This is a genomic window from Enterococcus casseliflavus (assembly GCF_029215545.1).
Lineage (GTDB): Bacteria > Bacillota > Bacilli > Lactobacillales > Enterococcaceae > Enterococcus_D > Enterococcus_D casseliflavus.
Genome location: NZ_CP119393.1, coordinates 305001 through 322990, shown reverse-complemented (window position 1 = coordinate 322990; position 17990 = coordinate 305001). Strand labels below are relative to the sequence as shown.

Here is a 17990-nt window from a genome sequence, read left to right as displayed (position 1 = left end):
TCCAACAGTTTAAAGTCTATTGTTGCAAATTTTCATGTAAATTACCTATAAAACGGGCTTTTTTTACAAATATTGCAGCCGAATAACAACTTTTATAAGAATTTCTTTAGCTCGCCAACCGCCTTATCCTCGCTCTTGCAGCTTCGCCAATTCCTCAGACGTTAATTCCCGATACTCGCCTAATGCCAAATCATCTGGCAAGGACAGCCCGCCCATGCGAATCCGTTTCAAATAAACGACTTCTTTTCCTACTGCATGGACCATCCGTTTGACTTGATGAAACTTGCCTTCATGGAGGATCAGTTTGATCTCGCTGCGCATTTCGTCTTCATCGACGTTGAGGATCTGCAGCTCAGCCGGCAAAGTCCACTCGCCGTCTAATTTGATGCCTTTGGCAAAGATTTTTTGATCCTCCGCTGTCATGATTCCCTCAACTTGGGCATAATATTCTTTTTCCACATGCTTTTTAGGCGACAATAATTGATGCGCCAATCCGCCATCGTTCGTAATCAGCAAAAAGCCTTCGGTGTCTTTATCCAACCGTCCTACTGGAAACAGATCTTCGCGAAATGCTTCTTCAGAAAACAAATCTAAGACCGTCTCTTCATAGGAATCGACGGTTGCCGAAATCACGCCGGCGGGTTTATTCAGCAAATAATAAAACTGGCTTTGATAGGCGATGGGTTCCCCCTCAAAACAAACGGTATCTTGTGTTTCTTGTACTTGTGCTTTGTCACTTTTGATGACTTGTCCATTGACGGTCACGAGACCTTTTTTGATCAACTGTTTCACTTCTTTGCGGGAGCCATAGCCCATATCCGCTAAAAATTTGTCTAAACGCATCGGTTTCTTCCTTTCATATAAAACAGCCGCCAAGGTCTCACAAAGGAGGCTCAGCGGCTGCTTCTAGTTTTATTTGATGTGTAATTTCTGGCGTAAACGAACCATTGATGAGCCGAGTAATTTTTCAGCTAAACGCAATTTCAGCGCAATGTAGATGTATACACTGCCGCCGACTCCTGCTACTAGCAAGCTCAAGATAAAGGCTTGGACTTTTCTTTCAGAGCTCAAGACAAGCCCAAAGAGTTGGCGAGCGATCAACGCTGCGATCACCATAATGATCGTCATCGCGCCAATCAATAATGTCCGTCGCAACGTTAAGTTTACATTGAAATGGCCTTTGCGAATCATTTTGCGAATATTTAACCAGCAGACGATCCCTAAGGCAATCGTGGTAGAAACCAACGGTCCATAGACTTGGAACAAACGAATCGCTGGATACTGCAAGATCACTTTCACCAGTAATCCTACAAAGAAGAAAACAACCGCTTCTTTGTTGTGGTACATCCCTTGCAGCATACTCGAACTAAGCATAAACAAGCCCAAGACCAGACCAGACAGACAGGCAGCGACTAAGACGCTCGCCCCTAACGCATCTGGACGATAAAACAAGGTGTATAGAGGATAAGACAGTACGATCATCCCAAAAGTCGCTGGAAACATTACAAAGGAATACAATTGCAAGTTGTTGCTGATCAATTTGGCTAAGTTCTTTTTGTCTTTTTTGGCGACTGCTTCACTGATCAAAGGCAGTCCCGTTGAAGCCATGGAAGTAGCTAATCCGATAACCACCATCGTCAGCTTATCAGGGTTGCTGCCGAAAATCGCCATTAGTTCTAAGAGCTGATCATTTGAAAATTCGGTAAAACTGCTCATCATTCGAACAAAGGTGTACTGATCCACCAATTTTAAAATCGTGATCCCTGAGCCTACGATAATAAAAGGGATCGCTTCTTTGATGGTCGCTAAAACCAACTCTTTGGTTTGCAGCACCGTTTCTTCTTTGCTCATATCGACTAAAACATCCATCCGCACCCGCTGCTTTTGGAAGTAATAGCCTAATACCAAAATGCTGGCTAAGACACCGATAAAGGCGGCAAAGGTCGATTGCGTCACGGCTGCCGTGTATTCGCCTTCGATGACCCGCATAATGATAAAGGTCGCTAAAAGCATATAACAGACACGAGCGATTTGTTCAACGACTTGCGAGATCGCAAAAGGTTTCATGTCTTGGTTTCCTTGGAAATACCCTCGCATGACACTCATACAAGGAAAAACCAATAAAGCAATACTCAATGAGCGCATCGCAGGAATCAATTCTGCGCCTCCGCCTGAAGCCGTTGCCAACCATGGGGCTGCCAAATACATGATTCCAGCGGTCACCACGCCAAAGCCTGCCATCAATTGAAACGCTCGTAAAAAGAGCTTCTGACTCGTGCGGTATTCTTGGCGAGAATTGTAAAAAGAAATCTGTTTGGCAATTGCTGAAGGGATCCCCGCAGTGGAGATCATTAAAAATAAGGCGTAAACATTATAGCCCATTCCAAACAACGCATTTGCTTTATCCGCATTTGCGCCCATCCAATAATACCAGGGTAAAATGTAAATAGCGCCAAGCAAACGTGAGCCGATATTTCCCATCGTCATCCAAGCAGATCCTTGAGCCATTTTTTCTTGTGTAGTTAATTCTTTTGACACTGAACGCATGTGTTTATCCATCGCCATTATCTCCAACTTTCTACAAACATATCCCTTCCATTTTAATTCGAAAAAGGGTTGGTCGCAATCTATTTTTGCAACATCTTAAAGTTTCTTCAAAATAAGGAGAAAAAAAAGAAAACTTTTCCCTCCCAAACAGCGGTTTTTAGGAGTTATGCTATAATAAGAGAAATCTTTAGAGGAATGAAGGAGAACAACGATGCAAAAGGAACTCATTACCGTGCCACAGATCCGCAAGCTCTTATTGCAGGAAAACCTATTGAAAGAAATCATCACCCCCACTGATTGGGTTTATACCGTGCCGCAAGAAATGACTGATCTTGCCTTTACCTCATTAAGCTACGACTCGCGAACAGCCGATGCGGCGACGCTTTTTTTCTGTAAAGGGGCTTCTTTTAAAGAAAGCTACCTGGCTGCCGCCATTGACCAAGGGATTCAGTGCTACATTTCAGAAACGCCCTATGACAACTTTGCAACTTATGGAATCATCGTCACCGACATTCGAGAAACGATGGCAGTGATCGCTCAAGCGTTTTATGGCCATCCTCAAGAACAGCTGGTGACCATCGGCATCACGGGAACAAAAGGCAAAACCAGCTGCGCCTATTTTGCCCGGGCGATTTTAGCAGAATCGACGGGTCAAAAAGTAGCATTCTTTTCATCTGAGGAAAACTCAGTCGACGGAAAAACCTTTAATGAAGCAGTGTTGACGACCCCCGAAACACTGGATCTTTATAAGATGATGGCCGAGGCTGTCACAAACGGCATGACCCATCTTGTGATGGAGGTTTCTTCCCAAGCCTATAAAACCAAACGGGTCGCCGGTATTACCTTTGATATTGGCGCGTTCTTGAATATTTCGCCTGATCACATTGGACCAGTGGAACATCCAACTTATGACGATTACCTTTACTGCAAACGGGAACTGATCCGCAACAGCAAACAGATGATTTTGAATCGCCAAAGCGATCACTACCACTTGCTGCGAGAAACTTGTGAAGTCCATCAAGTTCCTTATATCACCTACGGACGTTCAGACGCCGATTATGTCGTCCAAGAAGGGACAGATCTAAAAGGCTTTGCGCTGTCAGCTGCTTCTGATGTCTTGCAAGTCTCTGGTGAATATCAACTGGGGATCTTAGGTTCTTTCAACCATGAGAACGCCGCTGCGGCGATTTTAGCTGCCTGCTTAGCGGGTGCCTCTCGTGAGGACGCTCAGAAAGTCCTGCCGACAGTGATCATCCCTGGACGAATGATCGTTTTAGAAAAAGAAAATGGTGCAGTCATGATCGTTGACTATGCCCACAATTACCTTAGCTTCCAATCATTAAGTGAACTTGCCCGCCAATTGCGCCCAGAAGGCCGCCTGCTTTTTGTCACTGGCAGTGCTGGCGGCAAAGCCCAATCTCGCCGAGCAGATATGGGACGAGCGCTAGGAGAATATGCGGACAAAGTCTACCTGACCAGCGATGATCCTGATTTTGAAGAAGCATCCGCAATCGCAAAAGAAATCGCAGCTGCGATCACCAATCCTGAAGTTGCCATCATTCATGAGATGGATCGGGCTCAAGCCGTCAAATCAGCGATTGCTGATGCAGACAGTAAGGATATCGTGATTATTGCGGGCAAAGGCGCCGAACAATACTTGAAAGTCGCTGGAAAAAAAGTCCCTTACATCGGTGACTTGACCTTAGCGCAGCAGCAAGCCAAACACCAATAGCAACAAGTTGCCTCAACAAAAAAACTTTCAGATGATTTAACAGATCATCTGAAAGTTTTTTTTTCTGCGTGACTAAGGTTGTTCGTCTTCGTAAGTCTCATAGACATAGGGTGCGCCATCATAACGGAATTCTGTTGAAATGGCGGCGTCAAGGTCTTCGGTAAACATTCGTTTGCTGAAAGGAAACAAAAAGACTTGCCCTTCTTTGGCATCTTCGGCTGCTAAACGGTAAAACAGCTCTTCTTCTGTTAATTGTTGATTCAACTGTTCCAAGACATCGGCAGTGACTGCCTCTTCCTCATAGCCAGGTTTGGCAATCCGTGCATAATCTTCAAAAAAAGCCGACTGGCCTTCAAATGATTGATACTCCATGTAAGTCCCCTCTTTCTTTTCTCTTACTTTATTATACGAGAGTCCGTGAGGATCAGCGAATAATATGATCGGTCTTCAGGGGAATTTTTACTCTTCTGGTGCTTAAATATGTCAGAAACATTTCAAGTGTATTACGAATCAATTATTTGACAAAATCAGATTGAACACGCATCCAAATTTTGTATAATGATACATAGAGACTATAAAAGGGGCAAATGTAATGAACAACGCAAAGAAAAAAATTTTCGTCGGTACTGGTGCTGCAATTGGTTTTGTCGCAATCGTTGCTATGATGGCTCAGTTCATGATTTCCAATCATCTATTTGGCGGAAGTGATGCTTCATCAGAAATTTTCACTCGCGCTACGTATCCAAACGGCTTTCTACTAGTGATCTTGATTCCATTGGTCGCAACAGCCGCTTTGTTCTATGGGATCATTCGCAAAAAATAACAAAAAAGTGTTGCTGAGAACCACTCAGTAACACTTTTTTTCTTTGTCGTCACCAAAAAGCTGCCTAACAGACCCTCGATCTGCTAGGCAGCTATTTTTTAGCGTTTAGTTTGCAACGATATTGACCAATTTGTTCGGTACGACGATCACTTTACGGATCGTTTTTCCTTGGAGCTGTTCTTGGACAAGTTCGTTTTCTTGCGCCAATTGTTCAAGCACTGCTTTTTCGGCATCCGCTGGCACCATTGCTTTGGCGCGAACTTTGCCGTTGACTTGAAAGACGACTTCGATCTCGTCTTCCACTAGGGCACTTTCGTCATAGGTTGGCCATGGCACATAAGAGATCCCATGGTCATTCCCGAGGATCGACCATAGCTCTTCCCCGATATGCGGTGCGATCGGAGCCAATAGCTGCACAAATCCTTCGACATATTCGTAAGGCAAGGCATCGGCTTTGTACGCTTCATTGACAAAGACCATCAATTGGGAAATCGCCGTATTGAAGTGCAGCTGCTCAAAATCTTCCGTCACTTTCTTAACGGTTTGATGGTAAACTTTCGACAATTTGCCATCGTTGAATGTCGTGATGCGGTCACGCATTTTGCCATTTTCATCGACGATCAAGCGCCACACACGATCCAAGAATTTACGACTGCCTTCAAGACCATTCTCATTCCAAGCGATCGATGCATCCAATGGTCCCATAAACATTTCATATAGACGCAAAGTATCCGCACCGTATTGATTGATGACATCATCTGGATTAACGACGTTGCCGCGGGATTTTGACATTTTTTCATTGTTTTCCCCAAGGATCATCCCTTGGTTGAACAATTTTTCAAATGGTTCTTTCGTTGGCACGACACCGATATCATACAAGAATTTATGCCAGAAGCGAGCATAAAGCAAGTGCAAGACAGCGTGCTCTGCGCCACCGATATAAATATCGACTGGCATCCAGCGTTTCAATTTGTCGTAGTCTGCCAAAACAGACTTATTATGAGGATCGATAAAGCGCAAGAAATACCATGAGCTTCCAGCCCATTGCGGCATCGTATTGGTTTCACGACGTCCTTTTTTCCCGGTTTCAGGGTCGGTGACATTGACCCAATCTGTGACATTGGCTAATGGCGATTCACCAGTACCGCTTGGTTTGATATTGTCGGTTTTTGGCAAACGCAACGGCAGCTGATCTTCAGGAAGCGTCGTAGTCGTACCATCTTCCCAATGGATGATTGGGATTGGCTCTCCCCAATACCGTTGGCGAGAGAACAACCAATCGCGAAGACGATAGCTGACTTCTTTTTTCCCAACGTGGTTTTCTTCCAACCATGCGACCATTTTTTCGATGGCTGTCTCTTTGTCTAGCCCATCCAAAAAGTCTGAATTGATATGCAGTCCATCTTCGGTATAGGCAGATTCTTCCACGTTGCCCCCTGCCAATACAGGAATGATCTCTAAGCCAAATGTTTTGGCAAATTCGTGGTCACGTTCGTCATGGGCAGGAACCGCCATGATCGCACCTGTTCCATAAGAAGCCAAAACATAATCGGCGATCCAAATCGGGATCTCTTTGCCATTCACGGGATTGATGGCATAGGCACCTGTGAAGACACCAGTTTTTTCTTTGGCCAAATCTGTTCGGTTCAAATCAGATTTTTTCGACGCTTCTTCTACATAGGCATCAATGGCTGCTTTTTGTTCTGGTGTAGTGATTTGGGCCACTAGCTCATGTTCTGGCGCCAATACGGCGTAGGTCGCACCAAACAAGGTATCTGGGCGAGTCGTAAAGACGGTAAAGTCTTTTTCCATCCCTGCCACTTTAAACGTTACGTTGGCTCCGACCGAACGTCCGATCCAATTGCGCTGCATTTCTTTGATGCTTTCTGGCCAATCAACTTCTTCTAAATCGTCCAACAAACGATCAGCATACGCCGTGATTTTCAGCATCCATTGGCGCATCGGTTTGCGGATCACATCGTAGCCGCCCCGTTCGCTTTTGCCGTCAATGACTTCTTCATTGGCGATCACGGTCCCAAGCTCTGGTACCCAGTTTACTGGAACTTCGGCTTCATAAGCTAACCCTTTTTCATAAAGCTTGGTAAAGATCCATTGCGTCCACTTGTAGTACTCAGGGTCTGTCGTATTGATTTCACGATTCCAGTCATAGCTGAACCCTAGCGCATTGATTTGACGGCGGAAGGTCTCAATATTTTTCTTCGTGAATTCCGCTGGATCATTTCCAGTGTCTAGTGCATATTGTTCGGCAGGCAGACCAAAGGCATCCCAGCCCATTGGGTGCAGTACATTGTACCCTTGGCTGCGTTTGAAGCGGCTCAAGATATCCGTAGCTGTATAGCCTTCTGGATGTCCGACATGTAATCCTTGTCCAGATGGATATGGGAACATATCTAGCGCATAAAATTTTGGTTTGTCCGGCTCATCATGGGTGTTGAATTCATTTTTCTTTGCCCAATATTTTTGCCATTTTTTTTCGATTTCTTTGTGATTGTAATTCACGATGGACTCCTCCTAAAAAATTGGTGTTTTGCTCGTCAAATCAACCAGCAAAACTTAAAAAAAGTCCTATAAAAATCGCTATGATTTTTATAGGACGTTATCAACGTGGTACCACCTAAGTTTATCTGCTCCTCAAAAAAGCAGACCTCGATGTTTTAACGGCCATCGCCGTATCTGCCTAGCCAAATCAGGTTCAGTCAGATATCACTCGAAGACGAGTTCGAAAGGTGTGCTGTGCATTTCCACCAACCATGCACTCTCTAAAAGTCCCACCGTACTTCTACTATTCCTTCTCAAACGTGAAAGTTTCTTTGCACTTATCCTAACAAAAATCATTAGGAATAGCAATCTATTTTACCCTAACTGTTTGTCCTGGGTAAATAAAGTTATTTTGAATATTGTTCCATTGGATAAATTGATCCGTCGTGATGCCGAACTTATCTGCGATCCCCCAAACAGAATCCCCCGATGCGACCTTGTACGTACCATTTGTCGCTGAAGTGCTGGTAGTAGCTGCCGTGCCGCCTTGCTTGACGACCACCTTTTGTCCTGGATAGATAAAATCATTTTTGATGTTGTTCCAGCTGCGGAATTGGTCCATCGAAATCCCGTGTTTATTGGCAACTGACCAGACTGAATCACCAGAAGCCACCGTATAGGTGTTGCCTGCAGCACTGCTGCTGGTTTGGCTGCTGACGGTCGTGCTCGTCGTTGTACTTGTACGGGTAGAACTACCGCTGACAACCACCTTTTGACCTGGATAAACATAGTCGTTTTTAATATTGTTCAAGCTGCGGAACTGATCCATCGAGATGCCATGCTTGTTAGCGATCGACCAGACTGAATCGCCAGCTGCCACCGTGTAGGTGCCGCCACTGCTTTGGCTAGCCGTTGATGCTGTGCTGACGGTCGTAGTACTGCTGGTATTCGTAGACGAACCACCGCTAACGACAACTTTTTGCCCTGGATAGACAAAATCATTTTTGATGTTGTTCAAACTGCGAAATTGATCCATCGAAATGCCATGCTTATTGGCGATCGACCAAACGGAATCGCCAGAAACTACGGTGTAGGTATTGCCTGATGTAGTTGCTGAAGCATTGCGATTGACGATCGATACCGTTGAAGTTGCCGAAGTACTTTGGGCGCTGCCGTTGACTTTCAAGGTTTGTCCTGGATAAACAAAATCGTTTTTGATATTGTTCAAACTGCGCAGCTGATCCATGGAGATGCCATGTTTGTTGGCGATCGACCAGACTGAGTCCCCCGAAGCGACTGTATAGGTTTGACTACCGCTCGTGCTGACAGCTGATGTCGTGGTCGTCGTACTCGTTGAAGCACTGGCTGTGGCGCCACCACCGGCATTGCCAGAAGCTGGCGTGTCATATTTCGTCAACCCAAATTGCTGGATCACGGCATTCAGTGAAGAGGCATAGTTTGGTGCAGTCGCATAACGGCCTGCTAGCCATGCGGTTGCATCAAGATATGAAGTCGTATTGCTTTTCCAAGCGCCAGAATAATACGCGACACCGCTTTGTAAAGAAGTTGAGCGTAAAGTACGTGCGTTATCTTCAAATGATTGCGTGTAAGATGGGTAACGCTTAAAGGGTTCATTCATAGTCAACCATTGATTGTTCAAGTACTCCAAGGTACTCATATAAACGGTTTGACCGTTGTAGCTGCCTTTGATCCCAAAAAGATTGTAATTCGGTGCTTTTGATAAGCTGCTTCGGCCCCAACCACTTTCTAAAATGGCTTGCGCGATCATCACAGAAGCATATAGATCGTTGGCGTTTGCCACAGGTTGGGCGTACGTAGCGATTTCAGCAATAAACGCGGAAGTATTCGGCGCGGCAAAATTGCTAGTAGAAACTTGGGCGATCGAGGTCTCTACGGCTTCTGCTTGAACCGATGACACCAATGGAGCTACAACAGAGCAAGCAGTCAGTGTTGTTCCTAAAACAACTGCACTTTTTTTGATCACTCGATACTTATCGCCCGATTGGTCTGCTTGACGATGTACTTTTCTTGATTGACTCGTGTTCATGTCCGTTATTCCTCCGTTTTTTCCTTATAGTGAACGTAGGTTTAGTATACAATTTCTTAAGAATTTATAAAAGGTATTTGAGCCGATTTCAGAAACTGTAAACTCTTTGTAATCAAACGAACATTTATTGCAATGAAGCAATTGGCCTGCTCCCGATAAACGTATTGCTTGCTCAGACGAGTAACCCCTTGCTCGTTCCCTGCTTTTTCCGACTTGTGATAAATGCTATAATACCTACTAGATGTCTCTTTGACTTAATGACAATAATTGACAGAAATTCTCTAGAAACGAGGCTTATTCATGCATAAAAAACTTTATTTTCAATTTGCGGGCAGTTGCTTTTTACTGCTGTTCGTTTTTCTCGGCTATGTCGTGAAATTTTACCCTACTTGGTTGGTCTCCTTTGACGAAACCTTGACTCGCATCATCCGCAGCGGCTACCCGTTTTGGACACCGTTTTTTCTATGGGTCACAAAATTTGCGAATCCTACCACGATCATCTTGCTCTTTCTCGCTGTTTTAGCTGTCTTAGCGATCAACAAGTATTATGCTGAAGCTCTATGGCTCAGTATTGGTACCATCGGGATTGCTGGGCTCTTTAATCCATTGATCAAACTGGTCTTTTTACGGGAGCGCCCAACTCTTGAACACTTAGTCACGGAATCAAGTTTCAGTTTCCCCAGTGGACACTCGACGGGCAGTATGATTTTTTATGGCACCTTGCTCTTCTTGGTCCCAGTTTTCTTTAAGCAGCCTTTTTGGCAATGGGGCATCCGCCTTTTGCTGGGCCTTTTGATTGGCTGCATCGGCATCAGCCGTATTTATGTTGGTGTGCATTTTCCCAGCGATGTGTTAGGCGGTTTTTGTGTCGGCCTGTCTTGGCTGCTGTTGACCTATCCGTACTACTTGCAAAAACGCTTTGTCTGGCGCTTCACGCGTAAACAATTATAAAAGAAGGTAAAAAAATGAATCCATTTCCTTATGCAGAAGATAAAAACAAACGATACCATTCGTGGAACTTTGCTTTGCGGCAAGAATTTGGCGAAAAAATCTTTAAAGTCCCCATCGATGCGGGCTTCGACTGCCCCAATCGTGACGGCACCGTTGCCAAAGGCGGCTGTACATTTTGCAGTGTGTCCGGTTCTGGCGATATGATCGTAGCTCCTGAAGCCCCACTGCCAGAGCAGTTTGAAAAAGAGATCGCCATGATGCACAAAAAGTGGCCGCAAGTGGACAAATACATTGTCTATTTTCAAAACTTTACGAACACCCACGCACCGTTGGCATTGATCCGCGAACGCTTCGAGCAAGTGCTGACACTACCTGGTGTTGTTGGGATCTCCATCGGGACCCGACCAGACTGCTTACCAGAAGATGTCGTTGACTATTTAGCAGAGCTCAATCAACGCTTTTATTTATGGGTCGAATTAGGACTGCAAACGACGTTTGAAACCACGAGCAATGCCATCAACCGCGCCCATGATTATCAAACTTACTTAGACGGCGTCGCCAGCCTGCGCAAACACAATATTCGTGTCTGTACCCATTTGATCAATGGCCTGCCAGGCGAGACGATCGAGATGATGCAAGAAAATGTCCGCCGCACCATTCAAGATTCTGATATCCAAGGCATCAAACTGCACCTGCTGCATTTGATGCGCAATACTCGGATGCTGCGGGATTATCATGAAGGACGTTTGCAATTGATGCGGCGCGATACCTATGTGTCATTGATCTGCGATCAGTTAGAAATGATCCCCCCAGAGATCATCATTCATCGCTTGACAGGCGATGCACCATGGGATTCTCTGGTAGGTCCCATGTGGAGTTTGAAAAAATGGGAAGTCTTGAATGAGATCGATCAAGAAATGCTGCGCCGCAACTCCTATCAAGGGAAATTCAATGTGCGAAAGGAGCCTGTCAATGCTGCCGACCGCCATGCGCTATAGCCACACCCTTTTAAAAGAAGTTCTGCAACCGGGACAAACCGCTGTTGATGCCACGATGGGCAACGGCTTCGACACGGAATTATTGGCTTCCTTAGTTGGACCGACTGGTCAGGTGTTTGCTTTTGATATTCAAGAACAAGCCCTGCAAGCTACCAAAAAGCGGTTGGCTGAAAAAGAGCTGTTGGCGCAAGTCCAGCTGATCCATCAAGGCCATGAGACGTTGGCAGAGGTTGTGAGTGGTCCGGTTCACGCCGCCATTTTCAATTTAGGCTACTTGCCGAAAGGGGACAAAGCGATCATCACGCTGCCTGATACAACGAAAACGGCTTTAGAAGCTTTACTGACACGTTTAGCCCCGAAAGGTAGAATCATCCTCGTCTGCTATTATGGACACGCTGGCGGCGAAGCAGAGCTGAAAGAAGTCCACTCCTTTTGTCAGCAGCTGCCGCAAGAGAAGTTCAATGTCCTTTCCTATCAATTTATCAATCAGCGCAACCAACCGCCGATCTTATTTTGTATCGAACGAAAAAACCATCAGTCCTCGGCACGTTAAGGTGTCGATCGACTGATGGTTTTTTTATTCACTAAAAAGCCATTGCAGGACTCGTTGGATCCATTGATCCCAGAAATTCCAATCATGATCCCCAGTTCCCGATTCAAACGTTACGGCTAGTTTGCGTTTTTGCAGCTTATCCACCGCATATTCACTTGCTGGATACAGCTGATCCTCGGTTCCGCAGCTAATGAAAAAGCGCGGCGCGGTGCTTGGATCGATGGTCTCAATCAGATGGATCAAATCATTTTCTGACCCTTTGAATTGCTCTAATGGTCCAAAAATTCCTTCCCAATAAGCTTGGCTTCGCAGCTGTAGCAAGGAATCCGTGCTTTCAGCCAGCGCTAATGCCCCAGACAAAGAGGCTACCGCCGCAAACTGGTCAGGCTTTCTCAGTCCGAGTTTTACTGCTCCATAGCCTCCCATCGAAAGCCCAGCCGCAAAAGTTTTTTCTCGTTTTTGCGTCAGCTGAGGAAACAGCTCATGACAAATCTGTGGTAATTCTTCGGCGATAAACGTCCAATACTTCATCTCATAGGTCGTATCGGTATACCAACCCAGATCAGTAGACGGCATGATGACCGCTAGTTGATACTCTGCGGCATACCGCTCGATCGACGTCCGTCGCTGCCAGACACTATGATTTCCGTTCATCCCATGCAATAAATAAAGCACCGGGAGATCTGTGCCCGTCGATTGGCTTTGCGTGCCGATTTTTTTCTTGGTACTTTGAGGCAAGATCACATCGATCATTACCTCCATTTCAAGAACATTTGAATAGATATTTGCTTGTAAAAAAGCCATACAATCACCTGCGATCCTTTTTTTATATTGTACCAGATTCTCGCGAAATCGTGCGGGTCAAACCAATCGCTAGCACAATAAGTAAAACACCGATCCCAAAAACCCAGTGTAGACCGCTATAAAGAATCTCCCGTAATTGCCCTAGTAATGCGGTTGGCAGCTGGCGCGCAGCGGCTGGATCTACTAGCTGATTCATGACACTGCTATCATTGACTTGTGCCTGTGCTAAGCCTACGCTATTACTGGTGTTTAAAACGATACCGAAGACCGCTACCATGATGGTTTGCCCGATCGTTCGCAACAGGGTATTGAAAGAAGTCGCCACGCCGACTTGCGTGGGGCCAACGCTGGTTTGGGCAGTAACCGTACAAACCACCATCGTTGCCCCTAACCCGACGCCAGTAATAGAAGAAATGACCAAGAACAACCAGAATGACGTCTGTGCTGGTGTCAAAAACAGCCACAAAGCACCGGTAGCCGTGATCAACAAGCTAACCGTCAAGACCCAGCTGACACTGTGCTGTGTCAACCAACGGCTGGCTAAGAAGGAACCAATCATCCATAAAATCGACAACGGTGCCAACACAAGCCCGCCAATCCCCGCACTCATGCCTAAGACCCCTTGCATCCACATTGGGATATAAACATCGATCCCCATCAAGAAGCCGCTCGCCAAAGCTGCTACGATATTGACCACCACAAATAATTTTGAGTGAAACAGCTTCAGATCAATAATCGGATCTGCTGCTTTTTTCTCCACCCGAACGAAGCCGATGAACATAAGGACAGAAAAAACGAACAGACTGAGGACAGGCAGACTCACACCATAATCTCCCAGCAACTGGAAGCCTAGCAGGAGCCCTACTAGCGTCAACATCAACAAGAGACTGCCTGCATAATCAATGTTGACTGCAGCAAAGGCCTTTTTTTCTTCATGAAAATAAAACCAAATCAAGGCAATCAGCCCTAATCCAATGGGTACGTTGATAAAAAAGATCCAATGCCACCCGATCGTATCTACGATCAAGCCACCGGCTAAGGGACCAACGACACTGGCGATCCCCCAAGCCGTACTATTGAGCCCTAAGACTTTCGCCCGCTTTTCAACGGGATACAGGTCCGCAATGATCGTTAGGGCAACGGGCATCATGGCACCTGCGCCTAATCCTTGCAACGCTCTGGCAATGATCAACGTCAACATCGTGTTGGCCATCCCACAAAACGCCGACCCGATAATAAACAGCAACGTCCCAAATAAAAAGACTGGTTTGCGGCCGATATTATCGGCAAACTTGCCGTAGATCGGGGTCAACATCGCACTGGTCAAAAGATAGATCGAGAAGACCCAGTTCATGATCTCGATCCCTTTCAATGAACTAACGATGGTAGGCATCGCTGTCGTAATGATCGTTCCTTCGATCGCGGTCATAAACGTTGCGACAAAAACCGCAATGGTGACTAATTTTACATTGGTTCGCATATAACTCCTCCTTTTACTCCAAAAAAAAGAACCTCTATTGATAGTCACCAATAGAGGTCGCCTCTTTTAATCCTTCACACTTGCCAAAAGTGCCGCCACCTTGTCGGTGCGTTCCCATGGCAAATCGATATCTGTACGACCGAAATGTCCGTAAGCGGCAGTCTGACGATAAATCGGACGGCGCAAATCTAACATTTCAATAATTCCTGCTGGTCGCAAATCAAAGTTTTCCCGTACCGCTTGGATCAAGCGCTCGTTGCTGACGGTTCCTGTACCAAAAGTGTTGATGCTGATCGAAACGGGCTGTGCCACACCGATCGCATAGGCTAATTGTACTTCCACTTTTTTGGCTAGCTTTGCTGCTACGATGTTTTTGGCAATGTAGCGAGCCGCATAGCTGGCTGAACGGTCAACTTTGGTTGCATCTTTTCCAGAAAACGCACCGCCGCCATGACGTGCATAGCCGCCATAAGTATCAACGATGATTTTTCTGCCAGTCAAACCGGCATCCCCTTGAGGACCGCCGATCACAAAACGACCAGTAGGATTGATATAATATTTTGTCTGCTCGTCTAAAAGATCGGCAGGGATCACTTCTTTGATCACTTTTTCGATGACATCACGGTGGATCGTTTCATTATCAGCCGCATCATCATGCTGGGTACTAATAACGACGGTGTCCACTCTTTGTGGTTGATCGTTATCATCATATTCAACGGTTACTTGTGATTTTGCATCTGGACGCAAGTAACTTAGTTCGTTGTTTTTACGCAACTCTGCTAAGCGACGTACCAGCCGATGGCTCAACGCGATCGGTAAAGGCATCAATTCAGGTGTTTCATCAACGGCAAAACCAAACATCAAGCCTTGGTCGCCGGCACCGATATCTTCTTTATCCGTTTCTCCACGACTTTCTAAAGCATCGTCGACGCCTTGAGCGATATCTGGTGATTGCTCATCGATTGCTACCAAAACAGCAACCGTATCGCCGTCAAAGCCGAATTTTGCTCGTGTATAGCCGATTTCTTTGATGGTTTCTCGGACGACTTTTTGGATATCTACATAAGCAGAAGTAGAAATTTCTCCAAAGACTAAAACCAATCCGGTGGTAACTGACGTTTCGCAAGCGACCCGTGCCATTGGATCTTCGGCAAGCAACGCATCTAAGATGGCATCACTGATTTGGTCGGCTACTTTGTCTGGGTGTCCTTCTGAAACGGACTCTGATGTAAATAAGTGTTTCTCTGTCATTTTTGTATTCCCCCTAATATATGTTTCGGTTACAAGGCATCTTCGCAGCTGCGAATCCTTTCGGGAACTTGCAACGGACTGATTATAACAAATTTTGACTGCTCATGCTTGAGAAAATGATAAAAAGATCGTTTTTGGGCAATAAAAAAACACTCTCAAGAGTGTTTGCATGATCCGTACGGGATTCGAACCCGTGTTACCGCCGTGAAAGGGCGGTGTCTTAACCGCTTGACCAACGGACCAGTTTGAAAATGTAATGGGCCTAAATGGACTCGAACCATCGACCTCACGCTTATCAGGCGTGCGCTCTAACCAGCTGAGCTATAGGCCCCAAATAAAAAATGCAAAGCGGGTGACGAGAATCGAACTCGCGACAACAGCTTGGAAGGCTGTAGTTTTACCACTAAACTACACCCGCATTCCTATGGCGCGGGACAGAATCGAACTGCCGACACATGGAGCTTCAATCCATTGCTCTACCAACTGAGCTACCGAGCCAAAAACAACGGTCTGGACGGGACTCGAACCCGCGACCTCCTGCGTGACAGGCAGGCATTCTAACCAACTGAACTACCAAACCAGAAGCTTTGTATTGCTGCTTTGCCGTTAAACAAAGCGATTGCGGGAGCAGGATTTGAACCTACGACCTTCGGGTTATGAGCCCGACGAGCTACCAGACTGCTCCATCCCGCGATAAGTAATTACTTTACAGTAATTAAAGGACTGTAATTCTTTTGCTCGCAACAAAAGAGACAGTTAAGGAGGATAAGGGATTCGAACCCTTGCACGGTTTTACCCGCCTGACGGTTTTCAAGACCGTTCCCTTCAGCCGGACTTGGGTAATCCTCCAAAAGTAAAAAATGATCCGTACGGGATTCGAACCCGTGTTACCGCCGTGAAAGGGCGGTGTCTTAACCACTTGACCAACGGACCAATAAAAAACGGAGAAGGAGGGATTTGAACCCTCGCGCCGGTTTCCCGACCTACACCCTTAGCAGGGGCGCCTCTTCAGCCACTTGAGTACTTCCCCAAATGTATGACTACATTTTGATGGGCCTAAATGGACTCGAACCATCGACCTCACGCTTATCAGGCGTGCGCTCTAACCAGCTGAGCTATAGGCCCCAAAAAATAAAAGCTAAAGCGGGTGACGAGAATCGAACTCGCGACAACAGCTTGGAAGGCTGTGGTTTTACCACTAAACTACACCCGCATGGCGGTCTGGACGGGACTCGAACCCGCGACCTCCTGCGTGACAGGCAGGCATTCTAACCAACTGAACTACCAAACCATATTTAGCTTTTATTACGCTTTTGAAAACAAAAGCAATTGCGGGAGCAGGATTTGAACCTACGACCTTCGGGTTATGAGCCCGACGAGCTACCAGACTGCTCCATCCCGCGATAAGTAATTACTTTACAGTAATTAAAAGACTGTGATTCTTTTGCTCGCAACAAAAGAGACAGTTAAGGAGGATAAGGGATTCGAACCCTTGCACGGTTTTACCCGCCTGACGGTTTTCAAGACCGTTCCCTTCAGCCGGACTTGGGTAATCCTCCATAATAAAACAGATACAATGCCACAATGGACCTTGTAGGACTCGAACCTACGACCGGACGGTTATGAGCCGTCTGCTCTAACCAACTGAGCTAAAGGTCCAGGCTCTTAAAAATCGCGGCGGAGGGGATCGAACCCCCGACCTCCCGGGTATGAACCGGACGCTCTAGCCAGCTGAGCTACACCGCGTAAAAAAGAATCATTTATTCAAATGATATGGAGCCTAGCGGGATCGAACCGCTGACCTCCTGCGTGCAAAGCAGGCGCTCTCCCAGCTGAGCTAAGGCCCCTTTTGAAAAATTATCGGGAAGACAGGATTCGAACCTGCGACCCCTTGGTCCCAAACCAAGTGCTCTACCAAGCTGAGCTACTTCCCGTTATTAAAAAGCGCGCCCAAGAGGAGTCGAACCCCTAACCTTTTGATCCGTAGTCAAACACTCTATCCAATTGAGCTATGGGCGCATATTATGAAATGCCGAGGACCGGAATCGAACCGGTACGGTGATCACTCACCGCAGGATTTTAAGTCCTGTGCGTCTGCCAGTTCCGCCACCCCGGCTGAAAATTGCTAAGGCAAAGCGGAAAACGGGGTTCGAACCCGCGACCCCCACCTTGGCAAGGTGGTGCTCTACCACTGAGCTATTTCCGCATATTCCTGATGCCGGCTAAAGGACTTGAACCCTCGACCCTCTGATTACAAATCAGATGCTCTACCAACTGAGCTAAG

Annotated in this window: 13 protein-coding genes, 22 tRNA genes, 1 riboswitch and 1 other annotated feature (1 of these 37 only partly in view); of the genes, 5 read left to right on the top strand and 30 right to left on the bottom strand. The window is 46.2% G+C overall.

Annotation, left to right across the window (positions count from 1 at the left end; all coding sequences use genetic code 11):
- Positions 1–123: 123 nt before the first annotated feature.
- Both P0G38_RS01595 and P0G38_RS01590 read right to left on the bottom strand, forming a co-directional pair.
- Positions 124–843, bottom strand: a complete 720-nt coding sequence (locus P0G38_RS01595) for a pseudouridine synthase (protein WP_118215432.1) — start codon at positions 841–843, stop codon at positions 124–126.
- 69 nt (positions 844–912) lie between these two features.
- Positions 913–2559: a putative polysaccharide biosynthesis protein gene (locus tag P0G38_RS01590; RefSeq protein ID WP_015510492.1), complete on the bottom strand. Its 1647-nt coding sequence runs from the start codon at positions 2557–2559 to the stop codon at positions 913–915.
- A gap of 199 nt (positions 2560–2758) precedes the next feature.
- Between P0G38_RS01590 and murE the strand changes: the two genes are divergently transcribed.
- On the top strand, positions 2759–4279 hold the full coding sequence (gene murE / locus P0G38_RS01585; RefSeq protein ID WP_275853814.1) for a UDP-N-acetylmuramyl-tripeptide synthetase: 1521 nt from the start codon (positions 2759–2761) through the stop codon (positions 4277–4279).
- Between the two features lie 72 nt (positions 4280–4351).
- On the opposite strand, the gene P0G38_RS01580 is transcribed toward murE, so the two are convergent.
- Positions 4352–4651 (bottom strand): DUF5960 family protein, encoded by a 300-nt coding sequence (locus P0G38_RS01580; RefSeq protein ID WP_005227682.1) that lies wholly within the window; start codon positions 4649–4651, stop codon positions 4352–4354.
- Positions 4652–4871: 220 nt separating this feature from the next.
- Between P0G38_RS01580 and P0G38_RS01575 the strand changes: the two genes are divergently transcribed.
- Positions 4872–5102 carry a hypothetical protein gene (locus P0G38_RS01575; protein WP_005227680.1) on the top strand — a complete coding sequence of 77 codons (231 nt, stop codon included), beginning with the start codon at positions 4872–4874 and terminating at the stop codon, positions 5100–5102.
- 105 nt (positions 5103–5207) lie between these two features.
- Here P0G38_RS01575 and leuS read toward each other — a convergent pair whose 3' ends face one another.
- Complete coding sequence (gene leuS, locus P0G38_RS01570; protein WP_010749009.1) at positions 5208–7622, bottom strand: leucine--tRNA ligase; 2415 nt, start codon at positions 7620–7622, stop codon at positions 5208–5210.
- An 87-nt stretch (positions 7623–7709) separates the two neighbouring features.
- Positions 7710–7929 (bottom strand) — a binding site (T-box leader).
- 42 nt (positions 7930–7971) lie between these two features.
- Complete coding sequence (locus P0G38_RS01565; RefSeq protein ID WP_081116953.1) at positions 7972–9669, bottom strand: LysM peptidoglycan-binding domain-containing protein; 1698 nt, start codon at positions 9667–9669, stop codon at positions 7972–7974.
- 300 nt (positions 9670–9969) lie between these two features.
- Here P0G38_RS01565 and P0G38_RS01560 point away from each other — a divergent pair, with 300 nt between their 5' ends.
- The 3 genes from P0G38_RS01560 to mnmM are packed head-to-tail and all read left to right on the top strand — an operon-like array spanning position 9970 to position 12171.
- Complete coding sequence (locus tag P0G38_RS01560; protein WP_194193523.1) at positions 9970–10620, top strand: phosphatase PAP2 family protein; 651 nt, start codon at positions 9970–9972, stop codon at positions 10618–10620.
- 14 nt (positions 10621–10634) lie between these two features.
- The gene (mnmL, locus tag P0G38_RS01555; RefSeq protein ID WP_275853809.1) at positions 10635–11618 is read left to right on the top strand and encodes a tRNA modification radical SAM protein MnmL/YtqA; all 984 of its coding nucleotides are present in this window, start codon (positions 10635–10637) and stop codon (positions 11616–11618) included.
- Positions 11593–12171 (top strand): tRNA 5-(aminomethyl)-2-thiouridylate-methyltransferase MnmM, encoded by a 579-nt coding sequence (mnmM, locus tag P0G38_RS01550; protein WP_275853807.1) that lies wholly within the window; start codon positions 11593–11595, stop codon positions 12169–12171. Before mnmL ends, mnmM begins: the two co-directional genes overlap by 26 nt.
- Before the next feature lie 24 nt (positions 12172–12195).
- On the opposite strand, the gene P0G38_RS01545 is transcribed toward mnmM, so the two are convergent.
- The 25 genes from P0G38_RS01545 to P0G38_RS01425 form a co-directional block, all read right to left on the bottom strand.
- Positions 12196–12975 carry an alpha/beta hydrolase gene (locus tag P0G38_RS01545; RefSeq protein ID WP_275853805.1) on the bottom strand — a complete coding sequence of 260 codons (780 nt, stop codon included), beginning with the start codon at positions 12973–12975 and terminating at the stop codon, positions 12196–12198.
- 22 nt (positions 12976–12997) lie between these two features.
- On the bottom strand, positions 12998–14455 hold the full coding sequence (locus tag P0G38_RS01540) for an MDR family MFS transporter (protein WP_016609940.1): 1458 nt from the start codon (positions 14453–14455) through the stop codon (positions 12998–13000).
- 66 nt (positions 14456–14521) lie between these two features.
- Positions 14522–15706, bottom strand: coding sequence for a methionine adenosyltransferase (metK, locus tag P0G38_RS01535; RefSeq protein ID WP_005233362.1), 1185 nt, complete (start codon positions 15704–15706; stop codon positions 14522–14524).
- A riboswitch (SMK box riboswitch) is annotated at positions 15704–15785 on the bottom strand. It overlaps the preceding gene by 3 nt.
- 91 nt (positions 15786–15876) lie before the next feature.
- Positions 15877–15948 (bottom strand) — tRNA-Glu (locus P0G38_RS01530).
- Positions 15949–15963: 15 nt separating this feature from the next.
- Positions 15964–16037, bottom strand: a tRNA-Ile gene (locus P0G38_RS01525).
- 16 nt (positions 16038–16053) lie between these two features.
- Positions 16054–16124 (bottom strand) — tRNA-Gly (locus P0G38_RS01520).
- A gap of 7 nt (positions 16125–16131) precedes the next feature.
- Positions 16132–16204, bottom strand: a tRNA-Phe gene (locus P0G38_RS01515).
- 8 nt (positions 16205–16212) lie between these two features.
- Positions 16213–16286 (bottom strand) — tRNA-Asp (locus P0G38_RS01510).
- A 39-nt stretch (positions 16287–16325) separates the two neighbouring features.
- A tRNA-Met gene (locus tag P0G38_RS01505) sits at positions 16326–16399 on the bottom strand.
- A gap of 66 nt (positions 16400–16465) precedes the next feature.
- Positions 16466–16555, bottom strand: a tRNA-Ser gene (locus tag P0G38_RS01500).
- A gap of 12 nt (positions 16556–16567) precedes the next feature.
- A tRNA-Glu gene (locus P0G38_RS01495) sits at positions 16568–16639 on the bottom strand.
- 9 nt (positions 16640–16648) lie between these two features.
- Positions 16649–16736, bottom strand: a tRNA-Ser gene (locus P0G38_RS01490).
- A gap of 21 nt (positions 16737–16757) precedes the next feature.
- Positions 16758–16831, bottom strand: a tRNA-Ile gene (locus P0G38_RS01485).
- 17 nt (positions 16832–16848) lie between these two features.
- A tRNA-Gly gene (locus P0G38_RS01480) sits at positions 16849–16919 on the bottom strand.
- Position 16920: 1 nt separating this feature from the next.
- Positions 16921–16997 (bottom strand) — tRNA-Asp (locus P0G38_RS01475).
- Between the two features lie 38 nt (positions 16998–17035).
- Positions 17036–17109: transfer RNA gene (locus tag P0G38_RS01470), tRNA-Met, on the bottom strand.
- A gap of 66 nt (positions 17110–17175) precedes the next feature.
- A tRNA-Ser gene (locus tag P0G38_RS01465) sits at positions 17176–17265 on the bottom strand.
- Between the two features lie 26 nt (positions 17266–17291).
- Positions 17292–17365: transfer RNA gene (locus tag P0G38_RS01460), tRNA-Ile, on the bottom strand.
- A 13-nt stretch (positions 17366–17378) separates the two neighbouring features.
- Positions 17379–17452 (bottom strand) — tRNA-Met (locus tag P0G38_RS01455).
- A 28-nt stretch (positions 17453–17480) separates the two neighbouring features.
- Positions 17481–17553, bottom strand: a tRNA-Ala gene (locus P0G38_RS01450).
- Positions 17554–17566: 13 nt separating this feature from the next.
- Positions 17567–17640: transfer RNA gene (locus P0G38_RS01445), tRNA-Pro, on the bottom strand.
- A gap of 11 nt (positions 17641–17651) precedes the next feature.
- A tRNA-Arg gene (locus P0G38_RS01440) sits at positions 17652–17725 on the bottom strand.
- Between the two features lie 11 nt (positions 17726–17736).
- A tRNA-Leu gene (locus P0G38_RS01435) sits at positions 17737–17822 on the bottom strand.
- Positions 17823–17840: 18 nt separating this feature from the next.
- Positions 17841–17912, bottom strand: a tRNA-Gly gene (locus P0G38_RS01430).
- 10 nt (positions 17913–17922) lie between these two features.
- A tRNA-Thr gene (locus tag P0G38_RS01425) sits at positions 17923–17990 on the bottom strand; it runs 5 nt beyond the window's last position.